General features: G+C 62.6%; 25 protein-coding genes and 1 tRNA gene. 9 read left to right on the top strand and 17 right to left on the bottom strand.

All coding sequences use genetic code 11. The annotated features are described in order from the left end of the window. Positions 1-41: 41 nt before the first annotated feature. The 3 genes from NJU76_RS01420 to NJU76_RS01410 all read right to left on the bottom strand — a co-directional run bounded on the left by NJU76_RS01420 (position 42) and on the right by NJU76_RS01410 (position 1,855). A complete protein-coding gene (locus tag NJU76_RS01420; RefSeq protein ID WP_254531030.1) occupies positions 42-821 on the bottom strand; it encodes a M23 family metallopeptidase in 780 nt (259 codons plus the stop codon). Continuing rightward, complete coding sequence (locus tag NJU76_RS01415; protein WP_254531029.1) at positions 728-1,282, bottom strand: winged helix-turn-helix domain-containing protein; 555 nt, start codon at positions 1,280-1,282, stop codon at positions 728-730. The genes NJU76_RS01420 and NJU76_RS01415 overlap by 94 nt, the downstream gene beginning before the upstream one ends. Positions 1,283-1,426: 144 nt before the next feature. Next, positions 1,427-1,855, bottom strand: coding sequence for a DUF488 family protein, N3 subclade (locus tag NJU76_RS01410; RefSeq protein WP_254531028.1), 429 nt, complete (start codon positions 1,853-1,855; stop codon positions 1,427-1,429). 59 nt (positions 1,856-1,914) lie between these two features. Here NJU76_RS01410 and NJU76_RS01405 point away from each other — a divergent pair, with 59 nt between their 5' ends. After that, positions 1,915-2,736, top strand: coding sequence for a nucleoside phosphorylase (locus NJU76_RS01405; protein WP_254531027.1), 822 nt, complete (start codon positions 1,915-1,917; stop codon positions 2,734-2,736). A gap of 107 nt (positions 2,737-2,843) precedes the next feature. Here the strand turns inward: NJU76_RS01405 and NJU76_RS01400 are convergent, their stop codons facing one another. The 5 genes from NJU76_RS01400 to NJU76_RS01375 form a co-directional block, all read right to left on the bottom strand. Beyond that, a complete protein-coding gene (locus NJU76_RS01400) occupies positions 2,844-3,611 on the bottom strand; it encodes a mechanosensitive ion channel domain-containing protein (RefSeq protein WP_254531026.1) in 768 nt (255 codons plus the stop codon). 1 nt (position 3,612) lies between these two features. After that, on the bottom strand, positions 3,613-4,425 hold the full coding sequence (gene dacZ, locus NJU76_RS01395; protein WP_254531025.1) for a diadenylate cyclase DacZ: 813 nt from the start codon (positions 4,423-4,425) through the stop codon (positions 3,613-3,615). 384 nt (positions 4,426-4,809) lie between these two features. Beyond that, positions 4,810-4,956 carry a hypothetical protein gene (locus NJU76_RS01390; protein WP_254531024.1) on the bottom strand — a complete coding sequence of 49 codons (147 nt, stop codon included), beginning with the start codon at positions 4,954-4,956 and terminating at the stop codon, positions 4,810-4,812. A 1,177-nt stretch (positions 4,957-6,133) separates the two neighbouring features. Beyond that, positions 6,134-6,895, bottom strand: coding sequence for a class I SAM-dependent methyltransferase (locus tag NJU76_RS01380; RefSeq protein ID WP_254531022.1), 762 nt, complete (start codon positions 6,893-6,895; stop codon positions 6,134-6,136). A 174-nt stretch (positions 6,896-7,069) separates the two neighbouring features. Next, positions 7,070-7,154: transfer RNA gene (locus tag NJU76_RS01375), tRNA-Leu, on the bottom strand. A 457-nt stretch (positions 7,155-7,611) separates the two neighbouring features. On the opposite strand from NJU76_RS01375, the gene NJU76_RS01370 reads away from it, so the two are divergent. Then, the gene (locus NJU76_RS01370; protein ID WP_254531021.1) at positions 7,612-7,920 is read left to right on the top strand and encodes a cyclin family protein; all 309 of its coding nucleotides are present in this window, start codon (positions 7,612-7,614) and stop codon (positions 7,918-7,920) included. Positions 7,921-8,092: 172 nt separating this feature from the next. Here NJU76_RS01370 and NJU76_RS01365 read toward each other — a convergent pair whose 3' ends face one another. Further along, positions 8,093-8,557 carry a phosphopantetheine adenylyltransferase gene (locus NJU76_RS01365; RefSeq protein ID WP_254531020.1) on the bottom strand — a complete coding sequence of 155 codons (465 nt, stop codon included), beginning with the start codon at positions 8,555-8,557 and terminating at the stop codon, positions 8,093-8,095. Positions 8,558-8,708: 151 nt separating this feature from the next. Here NJU76_RS01365 and NJU76_RS01360 point away from each other — a divergent pair, with 151 nt between their 5' ends. The 3 genes from NJU76_RS01360 (at position 8,709) to NJU76_RS01350 (ending at position 13,087) form a co-directional block, all read left to right on the top strand. After that, positions 8,709-10,964, top strand: a complete 2,256-nt coding sequence (locus NJU76_RS01360; RefSeq protein ID WP_254531019.1) for an NADP-dependent malic enzyme — start codon at positions 8,709-8,711, stop codon at positions 10,962-10,964. Between the two features lie 107 nt (positions 10,965-11,071). Beyond that, a complete protein-coding gene (locus tag NJU76_RS01355; protein WP_254532535.1) occupies positions 11,072-12,436 on the top strand; it encodes an outer membrane protein assembly factor BamB family protein in 1,365 nt (454 codons plus the stop codon). A 279-nt stretch (positions 12,437-12,715) separates the two neighbouring features. Beyond that, a complete protein-coding gene (locus tag NJU76_RS01350) occupies positions 12,716-13,087 on the top strand; it encodes a 30S ribosomal protein S8e (protein WP_254531018.1) in 372 nt (123 codons plus the stop codon). Between the two features lie 57 nt (positions 13,088-13,144). Here the strand turns inward: NJU76_RS01350 and NJU76_RS26945 are convergent, their stop codons facing one another. From NJU76_RS26945 to NJU76_RS01330, 5 genes are all read right to left on the bottom strand, one after another. Further along, complete coding sequence (locus tag NJU76_RS26945) at positions 13,145-13,390, bottom strand: outer membrane protein assembly factor BamB family protein (RefSeq protein ID WP_425604306.1); 246 nt, start codon at positions 13,388-13,390, stop codon at positions 13,145-13,147. A gap of 79 nt (positions 13,391-13,469) precedes the next feature. Next, positions 13,470-14,465, bottom strand: coding sequence for a phosphate uptake regulator PhoU (locus NJU76_RS01345; RefSeq protein WP_254531017.1), 996 nt, complete (start codon positions 14,463-14,465; stop codon positions 13,470-13,472). 390 nt (positions 14,466-14,855) lie between these two features. After that, a complete protein-coding gene (locus NJU76_RS01340; protein WP_254531016.1) occupies positions 14,856-15,083 on the bottom strand; it encodes a DUF7511 domain-containing protein in 228 nt (75 codons plus the stop codon). Positions 15,084-15,377: 294 nt separating this feature from the next. Continuing rightward, positions 15,378-16,313, bottom strand: a complete 936-nt coding sequence (locus NJU76_RS01335; RefSeq protein ID WP_254531015.1) for a hypothetical protein — start codon at positions 16,311-16,313, stop codon at positions 15,378-15,380. Next, positions 16,310-16,999 carry a metallophosphoesterase family protein gene (locus tag NJU76_RS01330; protein ID WP_254531014.1) on the bottom strand — a complete coding sequence of 230 codons (690 nt, stop codon included), beginning with the start codon at positions 16,997-16,999 and terminating at the stop codon, positions 16,310-16,312. The genes NJU76_RS01335 and NJU76_RS01330 overlap by 4 nt, the downstream gene beginning before the upstream one ends. Before the next feature lie 204 nt (positions 17,000-17,203). Here NJU76_RS01330 and NJU76_RS01325 point away from each other — a divergent pair, with 204 nt between their 5' ends. Next, positions 17,204-17,869: a 2,5-diamino-6-(ribosylamino)-4(3H)-pyrimidinone 5'-phosphate reductase gene (locus tag NJU76_RS01325; RefSeq protein WP_254531013.1), complete on the top strand. Its 666-nt coding sequence runs from the start codon at positions 17,204-17,206 to the stop codon at positions 17,867-17,869. Positions 17,870-17,926: 57 nt separating this feature from the next. Here NJU76_RS01325 and NJU76_RS01320 read toward each other — a convergent pair whose 3' ends face one another. After that, complete coding sequence (locus NJU76_RS01320; RefSeq protein WP_254531012.1) at positions 17,927-18,697, bottom strand: enoyl-CoA hydratase/isomerase family protein; 771 nt, start codon at positions 18,695-18,697, stop codon at positions 17,927-17,929. Positions 18,698-18,841: 144 nt separating this feature from the next. Here NJU76_RS01320 and msrA point away from each other — a divergent pair, with 144 nt between their 5' ends. Beyond that, entirely contained in the window at positions 18,842-19,375 is a 534-nt protein-coding gene (msrA, locus tag NJU76_RS01315; RefSeq protein ID WP_254531011.1) for a peptide-methionine (S)-S-oxide reductase MsrA, read from the top strand. 185 nt (positions 19,376-19,560) lie between these two features. On the opposite strand, the gene NJU76_RS01310 is transcribed toward msrA, so the two are convergent. Then, the gene (locus NJU76_RS01310) at positions 19,561-20,010 is read right to left on the bottom strand and encodes a universal stress protein (protein ID WP_254531010.1); all 450 of its coding nucleotides are present in this window, start codon (positions 20,008-20,010) and stop codon (positions 19,561-19,563) included. A 283-nt stretch (positions 20,011-20,293) separates the two neighbouring features. Continuing rightward, on the bottom strand, positions 20,294-20,653 hold the full coding sequence (locus tag NJU76_RS01305; protein WP_254531009.1) for a winged helix-turn-helix domain-containing protein: 360 nt from the start codon (positions 20,651-20,653) through the stop codon (positions 20,294-20,296). Positions 20,654-20,799: 146 nt separating this feature from the next. Here NJU76_RS01305 and NJU76_RS01300 point away from each other — a divergent pair, with 146 nt between their 5' ends. After that, on the top strand, positions 20,800-21,489 hold the full coding sequence (locus NJU76_RS01300; protein ID WP_254531008.1) for a cob(I)yrinic acid a,c-diamide adenosyltransferase: 690 nt from the start codon (positions 20,800-20,802) through the stop codon (positions 21,487-21,489). A gap of 139 nt (positions 21,490-21,628) precedes the next feature. Then, positions 21,629-23,230 (top strand): cobyric acid synthase, encoded by a 1,602-nt coding sequence (locus tag NJU76_RS01295; RefSeq protein ID WP_254531007.1) that lies wholly within the window; start codon positions 21,629-21,631, stop codon positions 23,228-23,230. The last annotated feature ends 7 nt before the right edge of the window (positions 23,231-23,237 follow it).

Genomic DNA, 23,237 nt, shown 5'->3' with positions numbered 1-23,237 from the left:
CGAGCAACGACTCCCCGAGACCTGCCGGAACGGGTCATCGATCACTCCGTGGATGCGACTCGCTGGCCCGCAGAAATGTAGGCTCGCTCGTGCGACCGTTTCTTCCCGTCGGAATTCTGGATGCATATGCTCGAGAAGTGGACTGGAAGCCCCATCGAGCGGAAGAACGAGGCGTGATCCTGAAGCTGAAAGTGAAGGTGTGGCTCCGTCGAATTGCCGGAGTGTCCACACCGGGCGATACGTTCTCCGCGCTCGACGCGGTCTCCCCGGGAGACCTCGAGGCTGTCCTCCTGTAGGTGTGCGAGGAGACTGTACTCGCCGGATTCGTGTTCGATCGTTACGTAGTTCCCCCGCGGGTCGCGCTGGCGCGGATCTAGCCAGCCGCCGGCCCGGTGATAATCGCGGTGGCCGTCTCCGGCCGTGACGACCGTGCCGTCGGCGGGTGCCACGACTGGCTCGCCGAAACAGTGATACGCTGCCGGACTCTCGCCGCTTCCCTCGTGGGATCGCCCCCGCTCGTCGGTCACGACCAGATCGTAGGCGTACCGCTGGGCGAGCATCCCCCACGAGTGTGAGGATTCGCGGGTCGGCCCACCATTGACGACCGTCCACTCCCCCTCGACCGGCAGTCGGTAGTCGCCCCGCTGCTCGAACCGGTCCGGGTCCGGCAGTCGGAACCGGTACCGGAGGAAAACAGGAACGTGTCCGGCGAGCTGTGCGATCCCCTTCAGCTGGAGGACGGGATTGAGTTGAAGGAACAGGCGAGATCGACGATTTCCGGGAGCGTCGCATCGGCGGTGGCATTCGGGGGGACGCTCCACTGGAAGAGGGCGTGGTCGCTGGCACAGGTGACGCGACAGCGGCCGTCCTCGCACGTCGCGATCGCCGGTCGACCGCAGTCCGAACATTCGCTGTCGAGTTCGGTCGGACCCATCGACACGTCGTCGGTGTAGGTCCCCGCGAGGATCGCGGCCACCACCTGAATGCCGGCGTGGGTGAGTTGGTACCCCCCCTCGGTCTTTTCGACGAATCGATCGCGGAGTTCGTTGAGGTGGTACCGAAACCGACCGGAATCCCTGACACCGACTCGTCGGCGCAGATCGGCGAATCCGACGGCGTCCTCGCCGGCTGTCCGGTGGTGAGCGCTCAGTTCCCGGAGGATGGTGACCCGAAGCGGATCGCTGAGCGCGGCGAACGCGTCCGCCGGTGATCCGCGGTCGGCCGACTCCTCGTCGCCGGTGGCGTCACCGTCTGCGGGCGCGTCTTCACTCGGTCGGGTCACGGTTTCGTCCTCCGTGGACGCGGTCCGTCCCGCCGTTCTCTTGGTTCTTCCATACGTGATTCCTGGGTCCCGAGACGGCCGTCGCGCATTCGAAATTGGTGCGAACATCCTGCTCGAGGTCTGTGCGACCACCGGCCACATTCGTCACCCGGTTTCCTCGAGAACCTCTCGGAGAATCGTCCGGTGACACCGTTTTTTCTCGGTGTTCTCGTAGCAGACCAGCGCCAGCGATTCGCCGGACGCCAGTCGGTCGTCGAGCGCCGCGAGTGCTGCCCGTGCATCTTCCGTCCCGAGGTACTCCCGGTACGCCTCCTCGAACCCGACCTGATCCCAGGCGGCGTTGTGCGCTCCCTCTTCACAAAGTCCTTGCATCTTCATCTCCTCCTCGCAGTCGCGCATCGACTCGAGCAGCGGTTCGGGCGGGCCGAGTTCGGGTCGGTTCTCGTCGACCGCCGCGTGAAACCACGACGTCGGTCGCCGCACGACGCCGACGCGGGTCGCGTCCGCGGGCAGGTCGACCAGGTCGTGCTGAATGGCGGCGACGTAGGTGTCCGCGAGCGTTCCCCGTGTCATACGCGTCCTACACGGGCCCCGCATTTATATACGGTGACGAATCGAACCGGCGGTAACCGATGGCTCGCGACAGCGAAGACCCGAACACCGACGTACAGTACCACCTCGAGGTCGGCCCCGACGACGTCGCAGACACCGTTCTCCTGCCGGGAAATCCGGACCGCCTCGAGACGATCGTCGCCGACTGGGACGACCACGAGATCCGGGCTCACCACCGAGAGTACCGGACGGCCACGGGCAGTTACGAGGGAACGCCGATTTCGGTCACCTCGACCGGTATCGGCGGTCCGTCGGCCGCGATCGCGCTCGAGGAACTGGCCCGCGTAGGCGTCGAGACCTTCATTCGAGTCGGCTCCTGCGGGGCGATCCAGCCCGAGATAGCGGTCGGCGATCTCGTCATCACGACCGGTGCGGTTCGCCAGGAGGGGACGAGCGACGAGTACGTCCGCGAAGACTATCCGGCCGCGGCGGATTACGAGGTCGTCTCCGCGCTGGTCGCTGCTGCCGAGCGACTCGGCTACGACTACCACACTGGTGTCACGATGAGTGCCGATTCGTTCTACGCGGGCCAGGGCCGGCCCGGATTCGACGGATTCGAAGCTGCCGGTTCGGACGACCTGGTCGCTGATCTCGAAGCGGCGAACGTCAAGAACATCGAGATGGAGGCGAGCGCGATTCTGACGCTCGCGAGCCTGTACGGACTCCGCGCCGGCGCGGTCTGTACCGTCTACGCGAACCGTAAAACCGGCGAGTTCAGGACCGAGGGGGAGTCGCGAGCTGCGGAAACCGCCACGCTCGCAACGCATCTGCTGGTACGGATGGACGCCGTCAAGCGCGAGGCCGGCGTCGTTCGCTGGCACGCCGGATTATCGCTCGAGTAACCTCGATTACCGTCGACGTCACGCTGGGTCGCGCCCTCCGTGTCGAAACTCGATCAGGGTAGATGCTTCCGGAGCCCCGTTCGTGATCGAATCGTCCGGAACACACGTTAGTCCCGAATCCGAACGACCCCATCCTCGAAGACCCGCCGATTCGGAACGATGAACTCCTCCGAATCGTCTTCGATCTTGGTGACGAACAGATCGACGTCCTGGACGATACCCGTCTGGTCGCCGATCCGGACTTCGTCGCCGATCCCGTAGGGCTGGTTGAGCAACAAGTAGATCCCGGCCGCACTCGAGACGAGGAATTCCTTGAACGCCACCGTCCCGACGATGACGACCCCGACGGCGTACACCGTCAGGAGGATCAGAAGGGCCAGGACGTGGACGCCGATCTGGCCCAGCGCGATGATGAAGGTGACGTAGAGTACGGAGTACTTGACTAGTTTCGGGATGATCAACACGTCGGGGAGCTTGACTCCGCGCAGATACTCGCTGACTATGAGTTCGGACTTGTCCGCGATGATAAAGCCGATGATGAGGACGAGGACAGCGATGAAAAGCTGCGGAATGAACTCTGTGACCCGGAGCCAGAAGGCGTCCGTATCGAGTAACTGCGCGATGTGGATCGCCGTGAGAACCGCGATCCCGTAGATGAACCACGAACTCAGCCGTGCCACGATTTCGACCGTGGACGTGCCGATCGACTGGGCGGTTCGCTCGAACGGAGTCCCCTCGACGGCTTCCGGCACCCCGGACGCCGACAGCAACTCTTCGTTGAGCCGGCCGACGAGATAGCCGACGACGAAGCCGAGCGCCAGCACCGCCGCCGCTATGATCGCTGGTTCGTCGACGAGCACCTGCCAGTCTACCATATCAGTACGCCTCCGGATCGACCTCCAGAATAATTTCACCGGCCTTGAACGCCCGAACGAGACCGTCGCTCTCCGACAAGACGATCGAAATCGCGTTGGTATCGCGCGTAATCGCACCGCCAGCCATGTGTCGCGCACCGAGCCCCTTCGGAATGTCGACCCCTTCCGCAGACGGCTCGAGGTAGCGATACGCCGAGACGATTTTGCCCGCGTCCGAAATGACGAACGCGCCGTCGAGGCGCGAGAACTCCTTTAACATGACGTTCACAATCGGATCGCCGACGTGAACGTGGGACTTCTCGAAGGGGTTGTACGAGAGCGGCCGCGACTTGTTCATCACTTTTCCCGCGTCGCCGACGACGAACAGCGCCCCGACTGGCTTCCCTTTCTGTCCTTTCTGACCCAGTTCGATCGCCAACTCGAGGACCGCTTTGATGACCTCCGGTTCGGCGCGGGACTTGACGAACAGGTCGTAGATCCCGGTCTGGGTCTCTGCGTCCGCTCGGACGCGGGACACCGTGTCGATTCCGTCGCTGAAGATGCTCGTCGCACAGGCCAGTTCGTCGCCGTCTTCGATCAGGCTTTGATCAAGCGCCCCCTCGAGCCCGAATCGGATCCGTTCGGTGACCTCCTCGAACGCGAGGGGAAGCTCGACGAACGTCTCCGCGCCCACGGCGTTTTCCGTTCCGACGACGATCACGTCGATGTCGTCGATGGACGTAAACCGCTCGTAGTACGACCCGCTCGGCGAAAAGAGCACGACAGCGTCCACATCCGTATAGAGATCCCCAAACACGTCGTCTAAGCCGGCCATTAATACTACAACCTGTTCCTGTTCGAATAAGCGTTGTGGGACGTCTGACGTGTGTCTTTCGATACTCTCTGGTTGTTACCGGGTTCAATTCGAGACCGAAGGCTGATCGGTACACTACTGCTCTGGAGCCCGTATTCGCCCCGTTGATTTCTCTCGGCGGCGGCCGCGACACCTCGTGACCCGGTTCCCCCTACTGCAACACGCCTCTGGGTGTCCGAGTGGCCGGGTATGCGAAGTGAACTGACTTGAGACCGATTACCATCGTCTCTCGACACGTATCGGCTCACAACGTCGAAAGAATTCCGTCGGGCCACCCCGCCACTCTCGTCAGGATATGCAATCGATCCCGCCAGGTCCTCCCGTCCTCCACCCCCATCGGTTCCCTCAGTCGTCCTCGTTCCCGCAGTCGCGTTCGAAGACGTCTGCGTCGGGTCCGAGTACCGAATTCACACTGCGGCCGCGACGAAAGACCATCGGGACGGCTCCGGGAGCCGCATCCTGATCGTTCCCATCGGTTTCAGCGTCGACCACACCACCGTACACCGTGTCATCGGCGACGACGAGCCAGCCATCGCCGAGCGAATAGTCGAGTTCGTGCTGCCAGTCGATGTCAGGCTCGGTCCATGGTGGCGTTGCGTGAGGACTGTGTCGGCGTTTCTGGAGTCCATAATCTCGTTTAGCTGTAATTGAGGGCGCTAAGCCCCCTTCCTCAGCGAGCGCCGAAGGCGCGAGCAGGGAGGGGATACAGCGCCCGCACGCTTGTTTTCGCGTGAATCGGTACTCTTATTATCACTTAGGTCGAAGGTGAAAGTAAGATGCTCACCACGCTTCCGGCGGTGTTCAAACGCGACAACAAGCGTGCATCGTCGGTTGTGGCCGAGTGTCGAACCGGTAGGAGTGGGACACTCCGAACCACCCGTGAAGGGAAGTAGCCTGCGGAGTCTGGAACCGCTGTGGGATCTGTTCCTGCACGTTCCGACACAGAAACAGGAAGCTCCGTCCGCAACAAGCGAGGGCCGGGGAGGCCCGAGCGCGGTAGGGCGGAGTAGTTCACCCCACGTTCCTTGCTCGGGGTCCCAGTCGGAATCGACACGGCGGTCCGGAGGATTACGGCGGACGTCTCCGAGACGGTCCCGAACCGTCGTGCAGCCGGCGAGGCCGACAGCTGCTGTGGAACCGACCACAAGAACCTGGCGACGGCGCATGGAGAACACGATAGGTGATTGATTTCATATAATAAAGAGATGTGGAACGCATTGATGTGGGTGTCAGCGTGTCGGCATCGATTATATCAGATATTCCATGTGAGATTTGCACCCGAGTTATATATTGTTAGCACGGGTACCATATACATGGCTCACGCTCCAGAACTCCCGAGAAAATACGTTTGCACGGCCTGCCAAACGGTGCACGTCGGCACGGTTTCCGAACGAACCGATAACGGCCACCAGTACGAAGCACCTGCAAAGTGTGGCTGCTGCGGTTCAACGGAGCTGATCCCTGAAAAAGACTGGCCGCATTTTACCCAATAACTATTCGCTCCTTTTTCGATACGAGGCGGCGAACGTGAGTAGTGACTGGCAGAAGTGCTGACAGCGGTTTGTATCCGCGCGTGACACTCCTCCCTACAAGAACAATTACCGAAATTCCGATACGAACGCCTCATCAGCGATCAGCTTCAGCTAACGTAGGCAATAAATCATGGCACTCAGTCACACGTTGGCGTCCGTTCGAGCGTCCAGACCTGTGTCGAGTGCCCGTTGGCCAGTGGCTCGTCGGTGTAGTCGCCGGTCACGTTCCAGGATTCAAATGACGACAGGCGTACAAGCAACTCGATTTCACGGTAAGGAAGCAGCGTCGACTGCTCTTCGGTGGAAAACAACTGTTCACCGTCCTTCGTGATAGCTTTCTTTTCAGAGACGTACTCCTGAGTCACCTCGTCGACCATACGGGTGCAGGTGTGGAACTCGACGGGTTCCCCCTGGAACTCGATCGTCCGCTGTTGCCACTCGCCCCACATCTCGGCGATGTACTCGAGGTTGGGGACGAACGTATCGAAGACGAACGTCCCGCCGGGTGCGAGCGCATCGTACACCGACTCGAAGAGTGACTGCTGCTGTTCGGCCAGTATCAGTTGCTGGATGGCGTTGAACGGGCACGTGACGAGGGCATACTCCCTATCGACACTGAACTCGGTCATGTCCGCCTGCCAGACGCTCGGTTCGAGCCCCTTCTCTTTGGCTTTCTTCCGAAGGACGGCAAGTGAGTCCACTGAGATGTCGATACCGTCGGCGTCGACGCCCGCTTCGAGTAGTTCGTGGTAAATCTGGCCGGTGCCACAACCTAACTCGAGCACCGATCCCTCGACTGCCGTAGCGCGGTCGACGTAGTAGTCCACGTCGTCGCGGGCAGGGTCCGTGTAGACGACATCCATGAACTCTCCCTGCAACCGGTCGCTGTCCATGTGCATGGTTGATTATATCTGAGTGACCAATTGATTCTACTGATGGTATGTCTTCTATTGACACACAAATAGTAGCTGGGAACAATCGCATGGATTTTCCGAGTGTTCAACTACTTTGTGAACTGACTCACCTTCTCCGGGCTTCGACTCCCATTCGTCTTCAATTTTGTTCGCGGAGAATGCGCGGGACCGGATTCGAACCGGCGGACCCCTACGGGACAGCGTCCTAAGCGCTGCGCCGTTGGCCTGGCTTGGCTACCCGCGCGCATCCCCGAGTTTTCCCGATTCGGGTATGAACCTGTCGGTCCGCACTAACTGTGTTTCACCGGCTCTTCTGGTGACCAATCGGGCGGAACGATGAACGTCACGTGCTCGGAGTCGCGTAGCTGATGTAATTCGGCGGCCTGTTCGGCCAAGGACCGCTCCCGGTACGGCATCTCGAGGCCGCAACCGGTACAGACGAGTTTACATGTTGGCTCTTTCATATGGGGTGCGAACCGACATCGGTCGACCGCGCCGCCTGCCCTTTCGAGTCTCCGGCGGTTTAGTAGTTGTCTCCTAGTGAAATCCGCGGAGAACAGCCGATTTACCGAAATATCCGTAGTAGAATGTTGCCCGCGGTAGTACCATATTTGCGACCGCGAGACGATCCGACCGATTGGCTCGATTCCGCGCATCGTCACGACCGTAGTTTTATCTTGACTGATCCGATACCTAACGGTATGTATAGCGCGCGGGACCGCGTCGAACACGAATCGTGGCTCGAGGAACTGGAGGCCATCGCGGATCGGCTCGAGCTATCGTCGGACGCGCAATCGACCGCGGCCGATCTCTTCCTCGCCGACGTCCCGTCGTCCGATCGGTCCAAGCGAGCGGTCCTCGCCGCGAGCGTCTACGCCGGCTCGCTCGTCGCCGGTGATGGCCGCACACAAGGTGCAGTGGCCGACGCCGCCAACGTCTCTCGGCTCTCGATTCAATCCCGATGGAAGGGGTTGCTTGAGTCCGCCGGTCTCGAGCCCCCGCGCTGGTAACAGTCACGTACGAGTGACCGTTTCACGCGACAGTGCCGTACTGATTCGGCGTAAGAATGCGAACAAAACATTATCCCACCATCGGAAATCACCAAATGCGGTAGCTAAACGTGGCTGATACCAGTCTCGAACCACGGAATTCTCCAGCAGACTGGTACTGGTTCGCCGCGGCTCACTCGTCGACGATGTTCCCGTGTTCGTCGATTTCCCCGTTGACGATTCGGGTACTCGAAATGATGTCGCCGTCGTCGGCGCGGAGGTGCGGGACGACAACGACTTCCAACGGATCGTGGCCGCGCTCGTCTCGGATTTCGTTGATTCGGGTGCCTCCCTCGCGGGTTTCCGGCGAGACGACGAGGTAGTCGAACTGCGGTTCGGTCGCGATCCCCGTCGGCTTCTCGAGTTTTCGAACCTGGAAGTCGCGGTCGTACTCGGTCGCGATCGCTTCGAGTTCGGTCTCGAGGTCCCGTTTCCGGTCCTCGTACGATCTCACTCGTCGTTCGACGGCGCGTGTCTTCGGCGCGAGTTCGTCGCTGGTCAACCCGACGGTCACATCTCCGAGTTCGAATGCCCGTTCGAATAGCCGTCTGTGGCCATCGTGAACGGGGTCGAAGGTCCCACCAAGCGCGACGTCCATACCCCACCTCACATGTGCCCTGCGTATAAAACGGTCGAATCGACATGTCTGCTCGCGGGGGTGGTCCACACGCTGTGTCGCCCATCGCCCTCGACAGCCGTCGAAACTCCCCTTCGTATTGTTTTTAGTAGTCCCCCACAGTGTCCCCAGTATGGGATTAGACGAGGATTCACTGGAGTACCATCGGACAGACCCGCCGGGAAAAATAGAGATATCGACGACGAAACCGACGAACACGCAACGTGACCTGTCACTCGCGTACTCGCCGGGTGTCGCCGCGCCGTGTCTCGAGATCGACGAGGACGAGACCGAGGCCTACACGTATACGGCGAAAGGGAACCTCGTTGGCGTCGTCTCGAACGGGTCGGCCGTCCTCGGCCTGGGGGACATCGGCGCACAGGCTTCAAAGCCGGTCATGGAGGGGAAGGGTGTCCTGTTCAAGCGCTTCGCAGACATCGACGTCTTCGACATCGAACTCGACGAAGCTGACCCCAACAAACTCGTCGAAGCCGTCAAGATGATGGAGCCGACCTTCGGCGGCGTCAACCTAGAGGACATCAAAGCGCCCGAGTGTTTCACCGTCGAGGAGCGCCTCCGCGAGGAAATCGACATTCCGGTCTTCCACGACGACCAACACGGGACGGCCATCATCTCCGGTGCGGCGCTGCTCAACGCCGCCGACATCGCGGAAAAAGACCTCGAGGATCTCGAGATCGTCTTCTCGGGTGCCGGTGCGAGCGCCATCGCGACGGCGCAGTTCTACGTCTCGCTCGGGTGCAGAAAAGAGAACATCACGATGTGTGATTCCACGGGGATCATCACCGACAAGCGTGCGCGACGGGGTGAGGTAAACGAGTACAAGCGACAGTTCGCCCGCAACGTTCCCGAAGGCGACCTCGCCGACGCGATGAACGGTGCGGACGTGTTCGTCGGCCTCTCGATCGGCGGCATCGTCTCCGAAGAGATGGTCCAGTCCATGGCATCGGATCCAATCGTCTTCGCGATGGCGAACCCGGATCCGGAAATCGACTATGAGACGGCCAAAGAGGCCCGCGACGACACCGTCATCATGGCTACCGGGCGCTCCGATTACCCCAATCAGGTCAACAACGTTCTCGGCTTTCCGTTCATCTTCCGCGGCGCACTCGACGTGCGCGCCACCGAAATCAACGAGAACATGAAGGTTGCCTGCGCCGAAGCGCTGGCCGAACTCGCCCGTCAGGACGTCCCCGACGCGGTCGTCAAGGCCTACGGCGACGAGCCGATCCAGTACGGCCCCGACTACATCATCCCGAAGCCGGTCGACCCCCGCGTCCTCTTCCGGGTCGCGCCGTCGATCGCCGAGGCCGCGATGAAGTCTGGCGCCGCCCGCACCGACATCGACACCGAGGAGTACGAAGAACAACTCGAGGCGCGGCTGGGCAAGTCCCGCGAGATGATGCGCGTCGTCCTCAACAAAGCCAAAACAGACCCGCAGACGGTCGCGCTCGCGGAGGGCGAAAACGAGAAGATGATTCGGGCGGCCTATCAGATCCAGGAGCAGGGGATCGCCCTGCCGGTCCTCATCGGCGACGAGGACGATATCAAGGGAACGGCCGCGAACCTCGGTCTCGACTTCGAACCGACCGTCGCCGATCCGTCCGTCGGCGACTACGAAGAGTACGCCGATCGGCTGCACAAACTCCGCGCCCGCAAGGGAATTACGCGGAGCGAGGCCGGCGAACTCATCGAACGCGATACGAATTACTTCGGGAGCGTGATGGTCGAACGCGGTGACGCCGACGCGATGCTTACGGGACTGTCCCACCACTACCCCTCGGCGCTTCGGCCGCCGCTGCAAGTGATCGGAACCGACGAGGACGTAGACTACGCGGCGGGCGTCTACATGCTCACGTTCAAGAATCGTGTGATCTTCGTCGCCGACGCGACCGTCAACCAGGCCCCCGACGAGGACGTCCTCGCCGAAGTTACCAAACAGACGGGGAAACTCGCACGCCGGTTCAACGTCGAACCTCGCGCCGCCTTGCTCTCGTACTCGAACTTCGGCAGCGTCGACAACGAGGGGACCCGAAAGCCACGGAAGGCGGCCACCATGTTGCAGGACGACCCCGAAGTTGACTTCTCCGTCGACGGCGAGATGCAGGCCGACACCGCCGTCGTCGAGGACATTCTCGAGGGGACCTACGGCTTCTCCGACCTCGAAGAACCTGCGAACGTGCTGGTCTTCCCAAACCTCGAATCGGGGAACATCGGCTACAAACTGCTTCAGCGACTCGGCGGCGCGGACGCGATCGGGCCGATGCTCGTCGGAATGGACAAGCCGGTCCACGTCCTCCAGCGCGGCGATGAGGTCAAAGACATCGTCAATCTGGCCGGCGTCGCGGTCGTCGACGCCCAACAGGAGTAGGGACGACTGTGCACGAGCTAGCCGCCGACCACCACGAACGCGAATCCGATCGAGGATCGCGGGGTGCGTGCTCCGACGCGGAGGATCGGACCGTCGCCGGTACCCGTGTGAGCAGGCGAGCGCTGCTCCGTACCGCCGGTTCGGCCGGAACCGTCGGTCTCGCTGGCTGTACCGGGCAGCAGTACCGATCACCGCCGAACTGTGGCTCCGTCGAAGCGACTGGGACGACTACTGACGGGTACGCACCGCTTCCGATGGACGACGATGTTTCGATGTTTCGACGCGGACTGCGCCGCTACGGCTACTATCCCGACGAGGTCGTCCCATCGTCAGTGCGGGTCGACTGGTCGTTCCCGCTCAACCACATCGGCCACACTGCGGCTAAATCGACGCCCCGACCGACGCCGGACGGTGAGATAATCCTCATCGCGAGCGACACGGGGGTGATCCACGCCGTCAGGCCGACCGGCGAACACCGCTGGCGCCTCGAGACGGGCGCCGGCCGCAGTCTCGGATTTCACGGGACGCCGACGATCGTCGACGACACCGCCTATATCGGCGGCTACGACGGGGAGCTGTACGCCTTCGAAATCGCCACCGGCGATCTGGTCTGGCATACTCGGCGCCTCGAGTTTGGCGGCTCGATCGCGATCGGCTCGAGCCCCGCGTACGTCGACGGCCGGCTCTATTTCCTCACCGAACACAAGAACCCGGCTAGCGGCGTGCTGTGGGAAGTCGACGCCGCGACCGGGAATCCGACCTGGAGCGACGACCGCCTCTGGGGGATGCCCCATCCCTCGCCCGCGATCGACTGCGAGGCCGGCCGGCTCGTCACCGGCTCGAACGACGGCGTCGTCTATTGCTGGGAGTTCCCTTCGCTCGAGTTCGCCTGGTCGTTCCAGGCGGGCGGCGAGGACGGCCCCGACGGCGACGTGATGGCCGACGGGGAATTCCGACTCGGTGCTCAGATCAAGGGAACGATCCCCGTGTACGACGGTGCGGCGTTCGTCGGTTCCTGGGACGGCCGGTTCTACCGGCTCGATCTCGCGGACGGGAACGAGGAGTGGTCGATCGACACCGGTGACGTCGTCATGTCGAACCCGGCGATCGATCCCGACTCGGGAATCGTCTACGTCGGCGGTGACGACCACTACGTTCGGGCGCTCGATACAGCTACTGGCGACGTCCTGTGGGCGACAGACGTCGGCGGCCACGTCATCGGCTCGATCACCGCGACCGCTGAGACGATCCTCGTCGGTTCCTACGATACCTACCTCTACGCGCTCGACAGAGCGACTGGCGAGCGCCGCTGGCGGGTCGAAAACCGCGGCCACGTCACGAGCGGCGCGATCCCCCGTGACGGCCGAATCTATTACGCCGAGCGCGGCGTTTTTTCGAACTATTACGACGAGGAAGAGGAGACCGTGCTTGAGCAAGCGGGTCACGCGTACTGTCTGGTTCCCGACGAATGACGGTTTGAAACTCGGTCGGCGGTGAGACACCCGCGGAATTGCACCGAGAGCGATGCGTGGCGACTCAACTGTCTCGGAAACGCGTTCGTCGAGACCGTGAGCGACCGGTGCGAGCGAGCCGACGACCGATTCAGTGGGAACGCGGGTTCGGTCGGTCAAATTGCGACCGAGTGACGGTGCCATCGTGACAGGAACGCCCTCTCGAGCCCGTTAGTCCCTGACCGAGCCGTCCACTCTCGTAGCAGTGCATTCAAGTATGCGCCGGGTTTTTTACCGGGTATGCAAGATCAGGGACGCTCTACCCGGAAGCGAACCGGTGGACGACTGAAGAACGTTCGAAAGCGCCGAAAGGACGAACTCGGTCGGCTGCCAACCGAGACGCAGGTCGGCGAGCCGCGATTCCGGACCGTCGACATCCGGGGCAACGGAACGAAGACGCGCGCACTCGCGACGAACGTCGCGAGCGTGAACAAGGACGGCGAAACGGTGACTGCGGACATCGAAGACGTCGTGGAGAACGACGCGAACCCGAACTACGTGCGACGGAACATCATTACGAAGGGTGCCGTCATCGAAACGTCGGAAGGAAAAGCTCGAGTCACGTCCCGTCCCGGTCAGACCGGACAGGTCAACGCCGTTCTCGTCGAATAACGCAACTTCGCTCACAGTTTCGTACTCGAATCGTCGAGTTCCGGCTCCGTTCGCGAGCTACGGCTCCACGAGTACGACGATATTGCCGTCGTCGTCGCCGGACACGAGTACCCCGTCGGCCACCGCGACTGACCCCGATAGGGGGTACTCGGCGTCGTAAGTCCAGCGCCTCGAACCATCCGAGATGTCAATCGCGTAGCGATCTTTGTCTCTGGTTCCGACGTAGCGGGGTCCATCCGCGACGGTCGACGAACCGCCGAAGCGAGCGACGCTGCGATATTCCTGAACGAGGTCCCAGTACAGAACGTCTGTGCGTTCTCTCGACGTCCATAGCGGACAACGACGAAGAAACTACTCAAACCAATGATTATTTTGTCGTCGGTTACGGCCGCGGTGTGGCCTTTTGCAACGCCGTCTCGGCGACGTTGCCATCGTAGTCGGCGCTTCTCGACAGCGAGTCGACGATGAGTCCGAGCGATTGGGCCTGTGCGGGCTCGAGTTCGCGGAGCCTGTCGTCGATTTTTCGGGTGTATTCGTCGATCTCGAGGACGGCTGCGAGGGCGTCGTGGCCGAGTCGGTTTGCCTCGTCGGTATCGTCGGCGAACAGTGCGTCCATCGATTGCTCGAAAATGGTCGCCGCTTCCGCGTGGAGGCTGTGGATGGCGTCGGCGACGTCCGCCGAGAGCCCGTCGAGTTTAAGCGCGATATCGCTGATCTTGACGGCGTGGTCGGCGATCCGCTCGAGCTGTCGGGCACTCGAGTGGAAGTCGAAGCAGTCCTCGCGGGAGACGCCGAGTTCCTCGACGGCACGAGGCGACCGGAGCGTGGCGCGGAAGATTCGCGAGACGACCAGCCAGAGGCGGTCGACGTCGTCGTCGCGTTCGATAACGTCGTTCGCGATATCGTCGTCGTTCTCGATCAGCGCGGTGACCGCGTCCTCGAGCATGGATTGTGCGATCAGTCGCATCCGGGTAACTGTGTCGACGATTGATAGTTCCGATGAATCGAGGAGGTCCTGGATGACCACACTGCCGCTGGTTTCCTCGAGAACTTCGACGCCGACGAGGCGCTGAGTCGCATTACGGATCGCACTTCGCTGCTCGGTCGTGATGCGGCCGGCTTCGAGTCTGATGATGTCGAAGCCGCTGACGTACATCGTCATCACAGCTCGCTTCAGTTGCTCGTCCTCGAGGCCCGAGACGTCGAGCGTGCCTTCCTGTCGTCGCGTTTCGCGTTCGGGTGTCAAGAGGAGTTCGTCCTCCTCCGGGTAGAATTCGACGGTCGTTCCGCTACTGACGTCGTTGTCGGTCGCCCAGGTCTTGGGCAGCGAGACCGTGAACGTCGATCCGCCTGTCACCTGCACCTTTCGCGTCTCCATGCGGGCGGCTTTCAACTGCAACAATATAAATCCACTAGACTATAGAGAGGTGCAGATCGGCAGAAAAATGGGCTCAATACCGGCATTTTGGTTATTTTTGGTGCCAACCATTTCGTATACCTCTGTCGATAACTGTTCACAAACATATCTATATATAGATTCGCACAAGTATGTGGCGTCCACTATCGGATCTGATCGAGCGGAGTTCGGCTCCCGGAACTCGGCCGTTCGATCCGTCGGCTAGCCGTCCGAGTCGACGACAGCTCATACGGTCTGCTGTACCAATGTACCGGAGCAACCACGAGGACGGTCGTGGTTACTCCAGAACTGACGTACAGCAGTCCGTATCACTCACTCCAGCACGGCACTCGATCGCACCACAGCGTTCGATTACCGAACGTCTTCTAGATCGACGAACGTCCGAACGTCCGCCGTTAGCCACGTGGTCACCCGATCGGTCTCAGGGCACTCTCGTGGCACGATCGTGCATCGGTCGGGTCGGTTCTCGTACCGAACGACGACCGACTCCAGATCGATTTCGTCGCTCGAATACTGCGTGGCCGCAGCCAGTCGCTGTCGGGTGGACCGATCGTCGTAACCGCCGGTGGATCCGTTCATAGTTTCGGGTAACAGGTCGCGTACCCGAACACAGCAACGACACCTACAAAGTCACTGCTAATTGTAATATTGAGCGGTCAGTATCGGTGCGAATGCCTCCGTACGAACGGCTCGTACCGGCTCGCTCGCAGTGGCTCGAGTAGGACCAGAAACCGGCTTCGAACTACGTTCTGCCCGCGAGCGATTCGAATCGGTTCGAACACTCGCCGGAGCCAACTGAAACGTGATCACCGAGTCCCAACAGCGAGGGTGACGGGGCCCACAATCCCGTATCCACCGAGGCCCGGCCTGGAACTAAGCGAGTTCGTCGGCGTCACTCCCAGCTACCGGACCGCCCATCCTGGCGGGCGGATCGCATGAATATCTCGTGACTGTCGGTTGGCGATTCGTCGCTCGAGTGTCGACGCCGGCGATCGACGCTTCGTACAGTTCGCGGACGATTTCGGGATCCTCGAGGCGGTTCATCTTGGCGACGATGCGAGCTTTCTCGCCGTCGCGAGCCCGCTCGGCCTGGCGCTCGAGCAACGGCCGGGCCACCTCGAGCACTGCTTTCCACTGTTCGTGCGGCGTGCATCCGTCGGGCGTTTTCTCGGTCACGCCGGCCGCGATCCCCTGTTTCAGCCCGCCGACGCGCTTGCGAAAGAACTCGTCCAGATTCGTTGTGACGATCGCGAGAAACCTCACGCGCTCTAAGAGCGGACTGTCGCCGCCGGACAGTTCGTGGAGGACGCGACACTGGAACACGAGTTCGCTGAGCTCTCGATGCAGGTAGTACGATGGATCGGAGAGGTCGACGGTCGACGCGTCCGCCGTCGAGTCGTCCGCGACGATGGCTGGGTTGTCGGTCCGCCCCCATTCCGCTACCGCGTCCATCGGGGCGGCCTCACCGTCGTCCGCTGTCCCGTCCCCACCGGCCGGTTCGACCGCAGCGTCAGCGCGGGACTCCTCCGCGGGATCTGCAGCGTCTGCGTCGGTGTCAGTGGCCGGTCCGCGGGCGTCGGGTTCGTCGGACGGACGTGATCGATTCCCGTCGGCCTCCGTCTCCGCCCCCTCGAGTTTGGCTCCCTTCGAAGCCCGTTCGGCATCGGCCGCGCGTTCTCCGGACTCCGATTCGTTCGTCGTTTCCGACTGGAACGCGAACGCTGTCTCGTCGCCGGCTGATGGGATGTCTCCGTGGTCGTCCGATCCTGCAGGTGAATCGTCAGTCTCCGTCGAGTCTCGTTCGTTCATTCGAGATTTCCCGTATCAGCGATCGAGCGCGACGATTTTTCCGAAGGCTGCCCCAGGTGATCGTTCCCTGGGACGCTCAGGAATCGTTCCCCGCAGACGTCGTAGGCTGTTACGGTGCCGCCGTAAACACAGCCGGTATCGAGGCCGACCGTCCACTCTCGCTCGAACGGCTCCTCGAGGACTGTGTGGCCGAAAAAGACCCGCGGCGGTCCCTCGTACGTCTCGAACCAGAACGGGCCGTCGTAGCCGTCCCCGTTCGGCGACCGCATCGTCAACACGTCGTCTTCAGTGTGGGCCGACAGCGGCCGGTCCGGATCGACTCCGCCGTGGACGACGAGTCCGTCGTCCCAGGAAATCGCGGCCGGCAACGACTCCAGATACTGGAGGTCGACCGCGTCGAGCGCCGGCAGCGAGGCCTCGCCGTCGATCAGTTTCTGTTCGTTGTTTCCGCGGACCGAAACGAGCCGCGGCGACCGTCTGATGCGGTCGAGGACGGCCTTGCTCTCCGGTCCCTTTCGCACCAGATCGCCGACGAACACGGCGAGGTCGTTCGAGCCGAGATCGAGCGTCGAGAGCAGCGCCTCGAGCGAGTCGAGACACCCGTGAACGTCGTCCCGGTTCTCGAGGGCGATGTGCCGGTGATGGAACGGTACCGGATCGCCGAACGTGGTGGTATCGGTCGTCACGCGTTATGCACCGGAATAATTCCGCAAGACCGGATAAGTCGTTTATATGTTCGATATGAGTGCCTATATATAGGTCTATAGCCGGCCGACGCGAGAAGCGACGATGGCCGATCAGTGCCGAATCGTCGACTGTTCCGGGCCGAGACGAGGGCCGGCTTGAGCCGAGACGCGGGGATTCTTTAGGACCGACGACCCAGCCGGAGTATGTACGTCGTCGTTAACGCAGCCGTGAGCGCGGACGGCAAGCTCTCCTCGCGCCGTCGAGACCAGATTGCGATCAGCGGTGGCGAAGACTTCGGCCGGGTCGATCGGCTCCGAGCCGAAAGCGACGCCGTCGCGGTTGGTGTGGGGACCGTCCTCGCTGACGATCCTCGTCTCACTGTCAAAGACGAGGAACTGCGCGCCAGACGGCGCGAGAACGGCCGGTCGGCGAACCCCGCACGGATCGTCGTCGACTCGAGCGGCCGGACGCCGACGGACGCGGCGATCCTCGACGATGCGGCGCCGACCTACGTTTGCGTGAGCGAGAACGCGCCCGTGGAACGCCGTGCGGATCTCACCGACGGCGCCGAGTTGATCACGGCGGGTGACGAGCGGGTCGACCTCTTGCGAGCGATCGCGACGTTGCAGGAACAGGGTATAGAGCGGCTCATGGTCGAGGGAGGCGGCGAACTCATCTTCTCGCTGTTCGAGGCCGGATTGGTCGACGAGCTCCGGGTGTTCGTCGGCCCGAAAATAATCGGGGGTCGCGATGCACCGACGCTCACCGATGGCGAGGGGTTCGTCGCCGACTTTCCAACCCTCGAACTCGAGGAAATCGACCGGCTCGACGGCGGTGTAGTGCTCACCTGGCGCGTCGACGATCGGTAGCCGAGTCGACGAACGGTATATGTGTCGACGATCGAAAAGCGGGTTATCGGAGCCTCGTTACTCGAACTCCGGGTCCCGATCTTCGACGAACGCCGCCATCCCTTCGCGCTGGTCGTGCGTCCCGAACAGGCTCGCGAACGCGCGCTTTTCGTACTCGAGCCCGCTCGCCTGTGGTCCCTCGTAGCCCTGATTGAGCGCCTGTTTGGCGGTCCGCATCGCGAACGCAGGCTTCGCCGCAATTCTGTCGGCCAGCTCGGCCGCGGCGTCCGCGAGGTCGTCGTCGGCGACGACCTCGCCGAACAGGCCGACCTCCGCGGCGGCATCGGCACCGAGGCGCTCCCCGAAGAATATCATCCGACGGGCGGTTTCGTCGCCGACGAGTCGCGGCAGCCGCTGGGTGGCGCCCCAGCCGGGAATGATCCCCAGATCGATCTCGGTGTTGCCGATCAGCGCCGACTCGCTCGCGACCCGCAGGTCGCAGGCGAGCGCCATCTCGCAGCCGCCGCCGAAGGCGTAGCCGTTGACCGCGGCGATCGTCGGCGCGGGAAAGGCCTCGAGGGCGTCGGCGACGTCGTGGCCGAGTTCACCCCACTCCTGGGCCGCTTCTGCGGAGAGGTCCTGCATGTATTTGATGTCCGCACCGGCGATGAACGCGTCGCCGGCTCCGGTCAGCACGAGTGCGCGCGCGCCGTCGTTCGCCGCCGCCTCGATCGCTTCGCCCATCGCTTCGAGCGTCGCCACGTTCAACGCGTTGAGCGCATCGGGTCGGTCGACCGTCAGCGTTGCTACGTCATCGTCCCACTCGAGTTGTACCGTATTCCAGGACATGTCCCGCCGTTTCAGTGGCCACCGTCAAATCCTTTCTGACGCCCGCAGTTGCCCAACGCGGTCACGAACCCGTCACGGTCGCTCGTCTGTCACAACAGGATCCCTCGCCGTCACAACTTTCCTTACGCACGTCCAATGGATCGTATGGAACGAGCTACATTAGGCGGCGGCTGTTTCTGGTGCGTCGAAGCGGTCTTCGAGAAACTCGAGGGCGTCGAGTCCGTCACGTCGGGCTACGCCGGCGGTCACACCGACGATCCAAGCTATCGGGCGGTCTGTTCCGGCGAGACCGGCCACGCCGAAGTCGTGCAACTCGCGTTCGATCCCGACCGGATCGCCTACGAAGACCTGCTCGAGGTCTTCTTTTCGATCCACGATCCCACGACCCTGAATCGCGAGGGGCCGGACGTCGGCTCCCAGTACCGTTCGGCGATCTACGCCCATAGCGACGAGCAACTCGAGACCGCTCGCGCGTTCGCAGAGGAACTCGAAGCCGAGGGACTCTACGACGGAATCGTCACCGAGATCGAGCCGCTGGAAACGTTCTACGAGGCCGAGGAGTACCACCAGAACTACTTCGAAAAGAATCCCACCGACGCCTACTGCCGGATGCACGCGGCCCCGAAAGTCGAGAAAGTCCGGGAGAAGTTCGACGAGAACGTCATCACGACTGAGTGAGACCGTCGGTCTGAAGCCCGTGTCGCCGATCGGTATTTCGGCTCAGTCGTTCTCGGGTGCGGCCGGGGTTCTTGCGTTAACGCGCTTCCACATCCACGGCAGAACCGGAAGTCATACAGTACCCTCTCGGTGCTCCGGTCGGCTTCGACGGAACTCGTTCTCGGACACCGTTCGAGGCGGTCGGGTCACCGGACGAGGCTGACGCGCATCGGCGCGCGGAACGCGACCGCTTCGGTCACGCTCCCGAGCAGAATACGAGCGCCCTCCTCTCGGCCGTGACTTCCCATGATGATCTGATCGACGTCGTTGTCCGTGGCGTACTCGACGATTTCCCTGCTCGGGTCCCCGGTGATCGTCTCGAGTTCGAGTTCCGTATCGTATCCCGCGGCGACGTCCTGGAGGTCCTCGAGGAGGACGGTTGCGAGTTCGTCGGCGCGTTCGTACCACTCTTCTGAACCGTGGATCGGTTCGTTCTCGACGTCGTATGGAGCGTCGTACACGCTGTATCCCGGCTCGAATGGATCCACGACGTGTAGCGCGACGATATCCGCGTCCGGGTATTCCGCGAGCGCCGTTTCGAGGGCCCGCCGCGAGAGGGGGGACCCGTCCGTCGGAACGAGAATGCGTTCGGTCACGGTCCGTCACTCCACCGTGCGAGGAGAAAAAACCGGAGCACGAATCGATCGGTTTCGGAGCTACCCGACACCCAGAGTCCGCCGCTCTCCGAGCCACTTCGGCCGGGGCCGATCTGTCCCGGCTCGGGTCGTGACGTTCGGCCGTTGTCCGCCAGTGTGCGTCCGCGCTCTCGCGCCAACCGCTCGAGTTTCCACGCTACCATCGAGGCGGCGGGCGCGGTCTCCGTGCCGAGAGCGATGGTCGGAGGCGGGGCCTTCCGATGGCACCGCGTTCGAAGTAGGCTCAGAATTCCTTCGTGACGTTCGACCAGAGACCGAGTTCTGTCGATCGGTCGACATCGGCGTGTAATTCGTTGCCGTCGGCGAGCCCGATCGAGATCCGCTCGAAGCTGGCGACGTATCGCGACTTTCGATGACGTTCCTTGCGGACACCGACGACTTCCGCTACCAGACCGGCCTCGGACAGCGAATCGAGTTTGCGGTAGGTCGTCGAAAGCGGCCGGTCCGTCGCCTCCGCGATTTCGTGGACCGTCATAGGCTCCTCGAGTACGGCCACGATCTCCCGACACGCACCGTCGTCGAGTGCGGCGATCACACACTCGAACGCGGGAACATCGTCGGACGACGAGAACTCGAGCGACATGACCTGACCGCAGGTATGGAGCGAGGCCTAAAGACACGTTTGGTTATGAACGTCACTGAACCGAGACGCGTCGGTCGTGCATACCGCCGAATCGATACGGATCGAGCGTAATCAACTACATGTACGGTCGGGCCCACCGGGTGCATATGAGCGACGACCGAACACCAGACGCCCCAATCGACAACACACCCGGGCAGGGACGGACGCCGGAAGCGGAGCAGATCGAACCGGCCGCACCGGACGAGTTCGGCTTCGTACAGGTCTGGTGGGGCGACGGAAAGGGAAAAACGACCGCGACACTGGGCATGGGCCTGCGGGCTGCGGGCCACGGCTACCGTGTACACATGCTCCAGTTCATGAAAGGTGGGGCCTCGAGCGTCGAAGCGGTCCGCGGCGAGTACAACGCGATCGCCGCGCTTCCGGGGATCAGCTACGAAAATCTCGGTCACTACGGCTGGCACGGGATGGCGGACGGGAGCGACGAGAACGAACACGAAGCGCAAGCCGTGGCTGGCCTCGACCGGACTCACGAACTCCTCGAGGCGGCCGAGGAAGCCGACCTCGGCGAACCGATCGATCTCGACGCGGCGCCGGAGGCGGGGATGCACATGCTGATCCTCGACGAGATCCTCTACGCTGCGGATCGCGGTTTGATCTCGGAGGCCGACGTTCACGGACTGATCGACGCGAAGCCAGCCGACCTCGAACTCGTGTTGTCGGGAAGCCACGCTGAACCATCGTATCTCGCCGATCGCGCGGACCTGATCACGAACGTCCGCAAGGTGAAACACCCGATCGAGGACGGACAGCGGGCGCGACGCGGGACGGAGTTCTGATTGGTTCGATTGCCGATGTCCGGTGTCGAACGCCTCGCTTCGGGTATTCGGGTCGGCGACGCGATCGATCGGACCGTCGCCTGGAGAAACCGAATCGATAGGACGATACCGTCGGCAGCGCGACTACCGTCCAACGCGGATGACCAGAACGCTTCTCGTCGCCGGAACCGCGAGCCACGTCGGCAAGTCGACGGTCGCCGCCGGCCTCTGCCGGTTGCTCGCCGACCGCGGAATCGACGTCGCCCCGTTCAAGGGCCAGAACATGAGCAACAACGCGCGCGTCGTCGTTCGGCCGGACACGGAGGGCCGACGAGGCGGCGAATCCGGTGACGGTACTGTCGGCCGGTGGGGTGAGATCGGCATCTCGCAGTTCGTCCAGGCCCGCGCGGCTCGTACGACGCCGACGACCGACTGCAACCCGGTCTTGCTCAAACCGCGCGGCGACGGTGAGAGCCAGCTCGTACTGCAGGGGACGGCCCACGACCACGTGTCCGTCGGCTCCTACTACGACGAGTATTGGGACCGAGCGCGCGAGGCCGTCGAAGAATCGTACCGTAGGCTGGCAGCCGACAACGACGTGATCGTCGCCGAGGGAGCGGGTGGCATCGGCGAGATCAATCTGCACGACCGGGACCTCGCAAACGTCGAGACGGCCGTGTTTGCGGACGCCGACGTCCTTCTGCTGGTAGATATCGAACGCGGCGGGGCCTTCGCCAGCCTCTATGGAACCATCGAACTGGTTCCGGACGCGATGCGCGACCGAATCGTCGGCGCGCTCATCACGAAATTCCGGGGCGATCCCTCCCTGCTCGAGCCCGGAATCGAGGAGATTGAATCCCGGACCGGCGTGCCGATCCTGGGCGTGCTTCCCTACGACGATCCTGGCCTTCCGGAGGAGGATAGCGTCGGTCTGCCCGACAGCGAAGCGGGAGGCGTTGTCGGCGGCGACGACGGCGTCCCCCCCGACCGACGGATTCGGGTTGCCGTTCCTCGGCTGCCCAGAATTTCGAACGCGACGGACCTCGAAGCACTGTCCGACGAGCCAGGCGTCTCGGTCGTTTACGTCCCGGTCGATGGCACAGTCAGTATCGATGGGCACACTCGCGACGACCTCCTCGAGAAGGCAGACGCCGACGCGGTGGTCCTTCCGGGGACGAAGAATACGGTCGACGACCTCCTGACGATGCACGAGGCTGGACTCGCCGATGCGCTCGCGGCGTTCGACGGGCCGATCGTCGGCGTCTGCGGCGGGTATCAGATGCTCGGCGAACGAATCACCAACGCCGCACTCGAGGGGACGGGTGACGAGGACGTCGTCGAGGGACTCGGTCTCTTGCCGGTCGAAACCAGATTCGAAGGCGACAAGCGCCTCGAGCAGACGACGGTCTCCGTCGACGGCTCAGCGACGCCACTGCTTTCAGGGGCAGACGGCTCCGCGGCGGGCTACGAAATCCACGCCGGTCTGACGCGGGCCGTAGACGACGTGAGCCGTCCGCTTGGCGACTCGAGCGCAGCCCGCGGACGCGTACTGGGGACATATTTACACGGCCTGTTCGACAACGAGTCGGTGCGAACGGCCTTTCTCGACTACGTCGCGACGACGGCGGGCGTCGATCGACCGACGCGCGATGGTGCGGCGGCGAACGCACCTTCGACGACGCCGTATGGTCGTGCGGCGCGACTCATCCGCGATCACGTCGATCTGACGGCCCTGGGCGACCCGTTCCATCGGATCGAGTGACCGACGG

The sequence above is a fragment of the Natrinema gelatinilyticum genome, from assembly GCF_024266705.1.
Taxonomy (GTDB): Archaea; Halobacteriota; Halobacteria; order Halobacteriales; family Natrialbaceae; genus Natrinema; species Natrinema gelatinilyticum.
The sequence above is the reverse complement of the archived record's forward strand: the minus strand, read 5'-3'. Positions and strand labels throughout refer to the sequence as shown.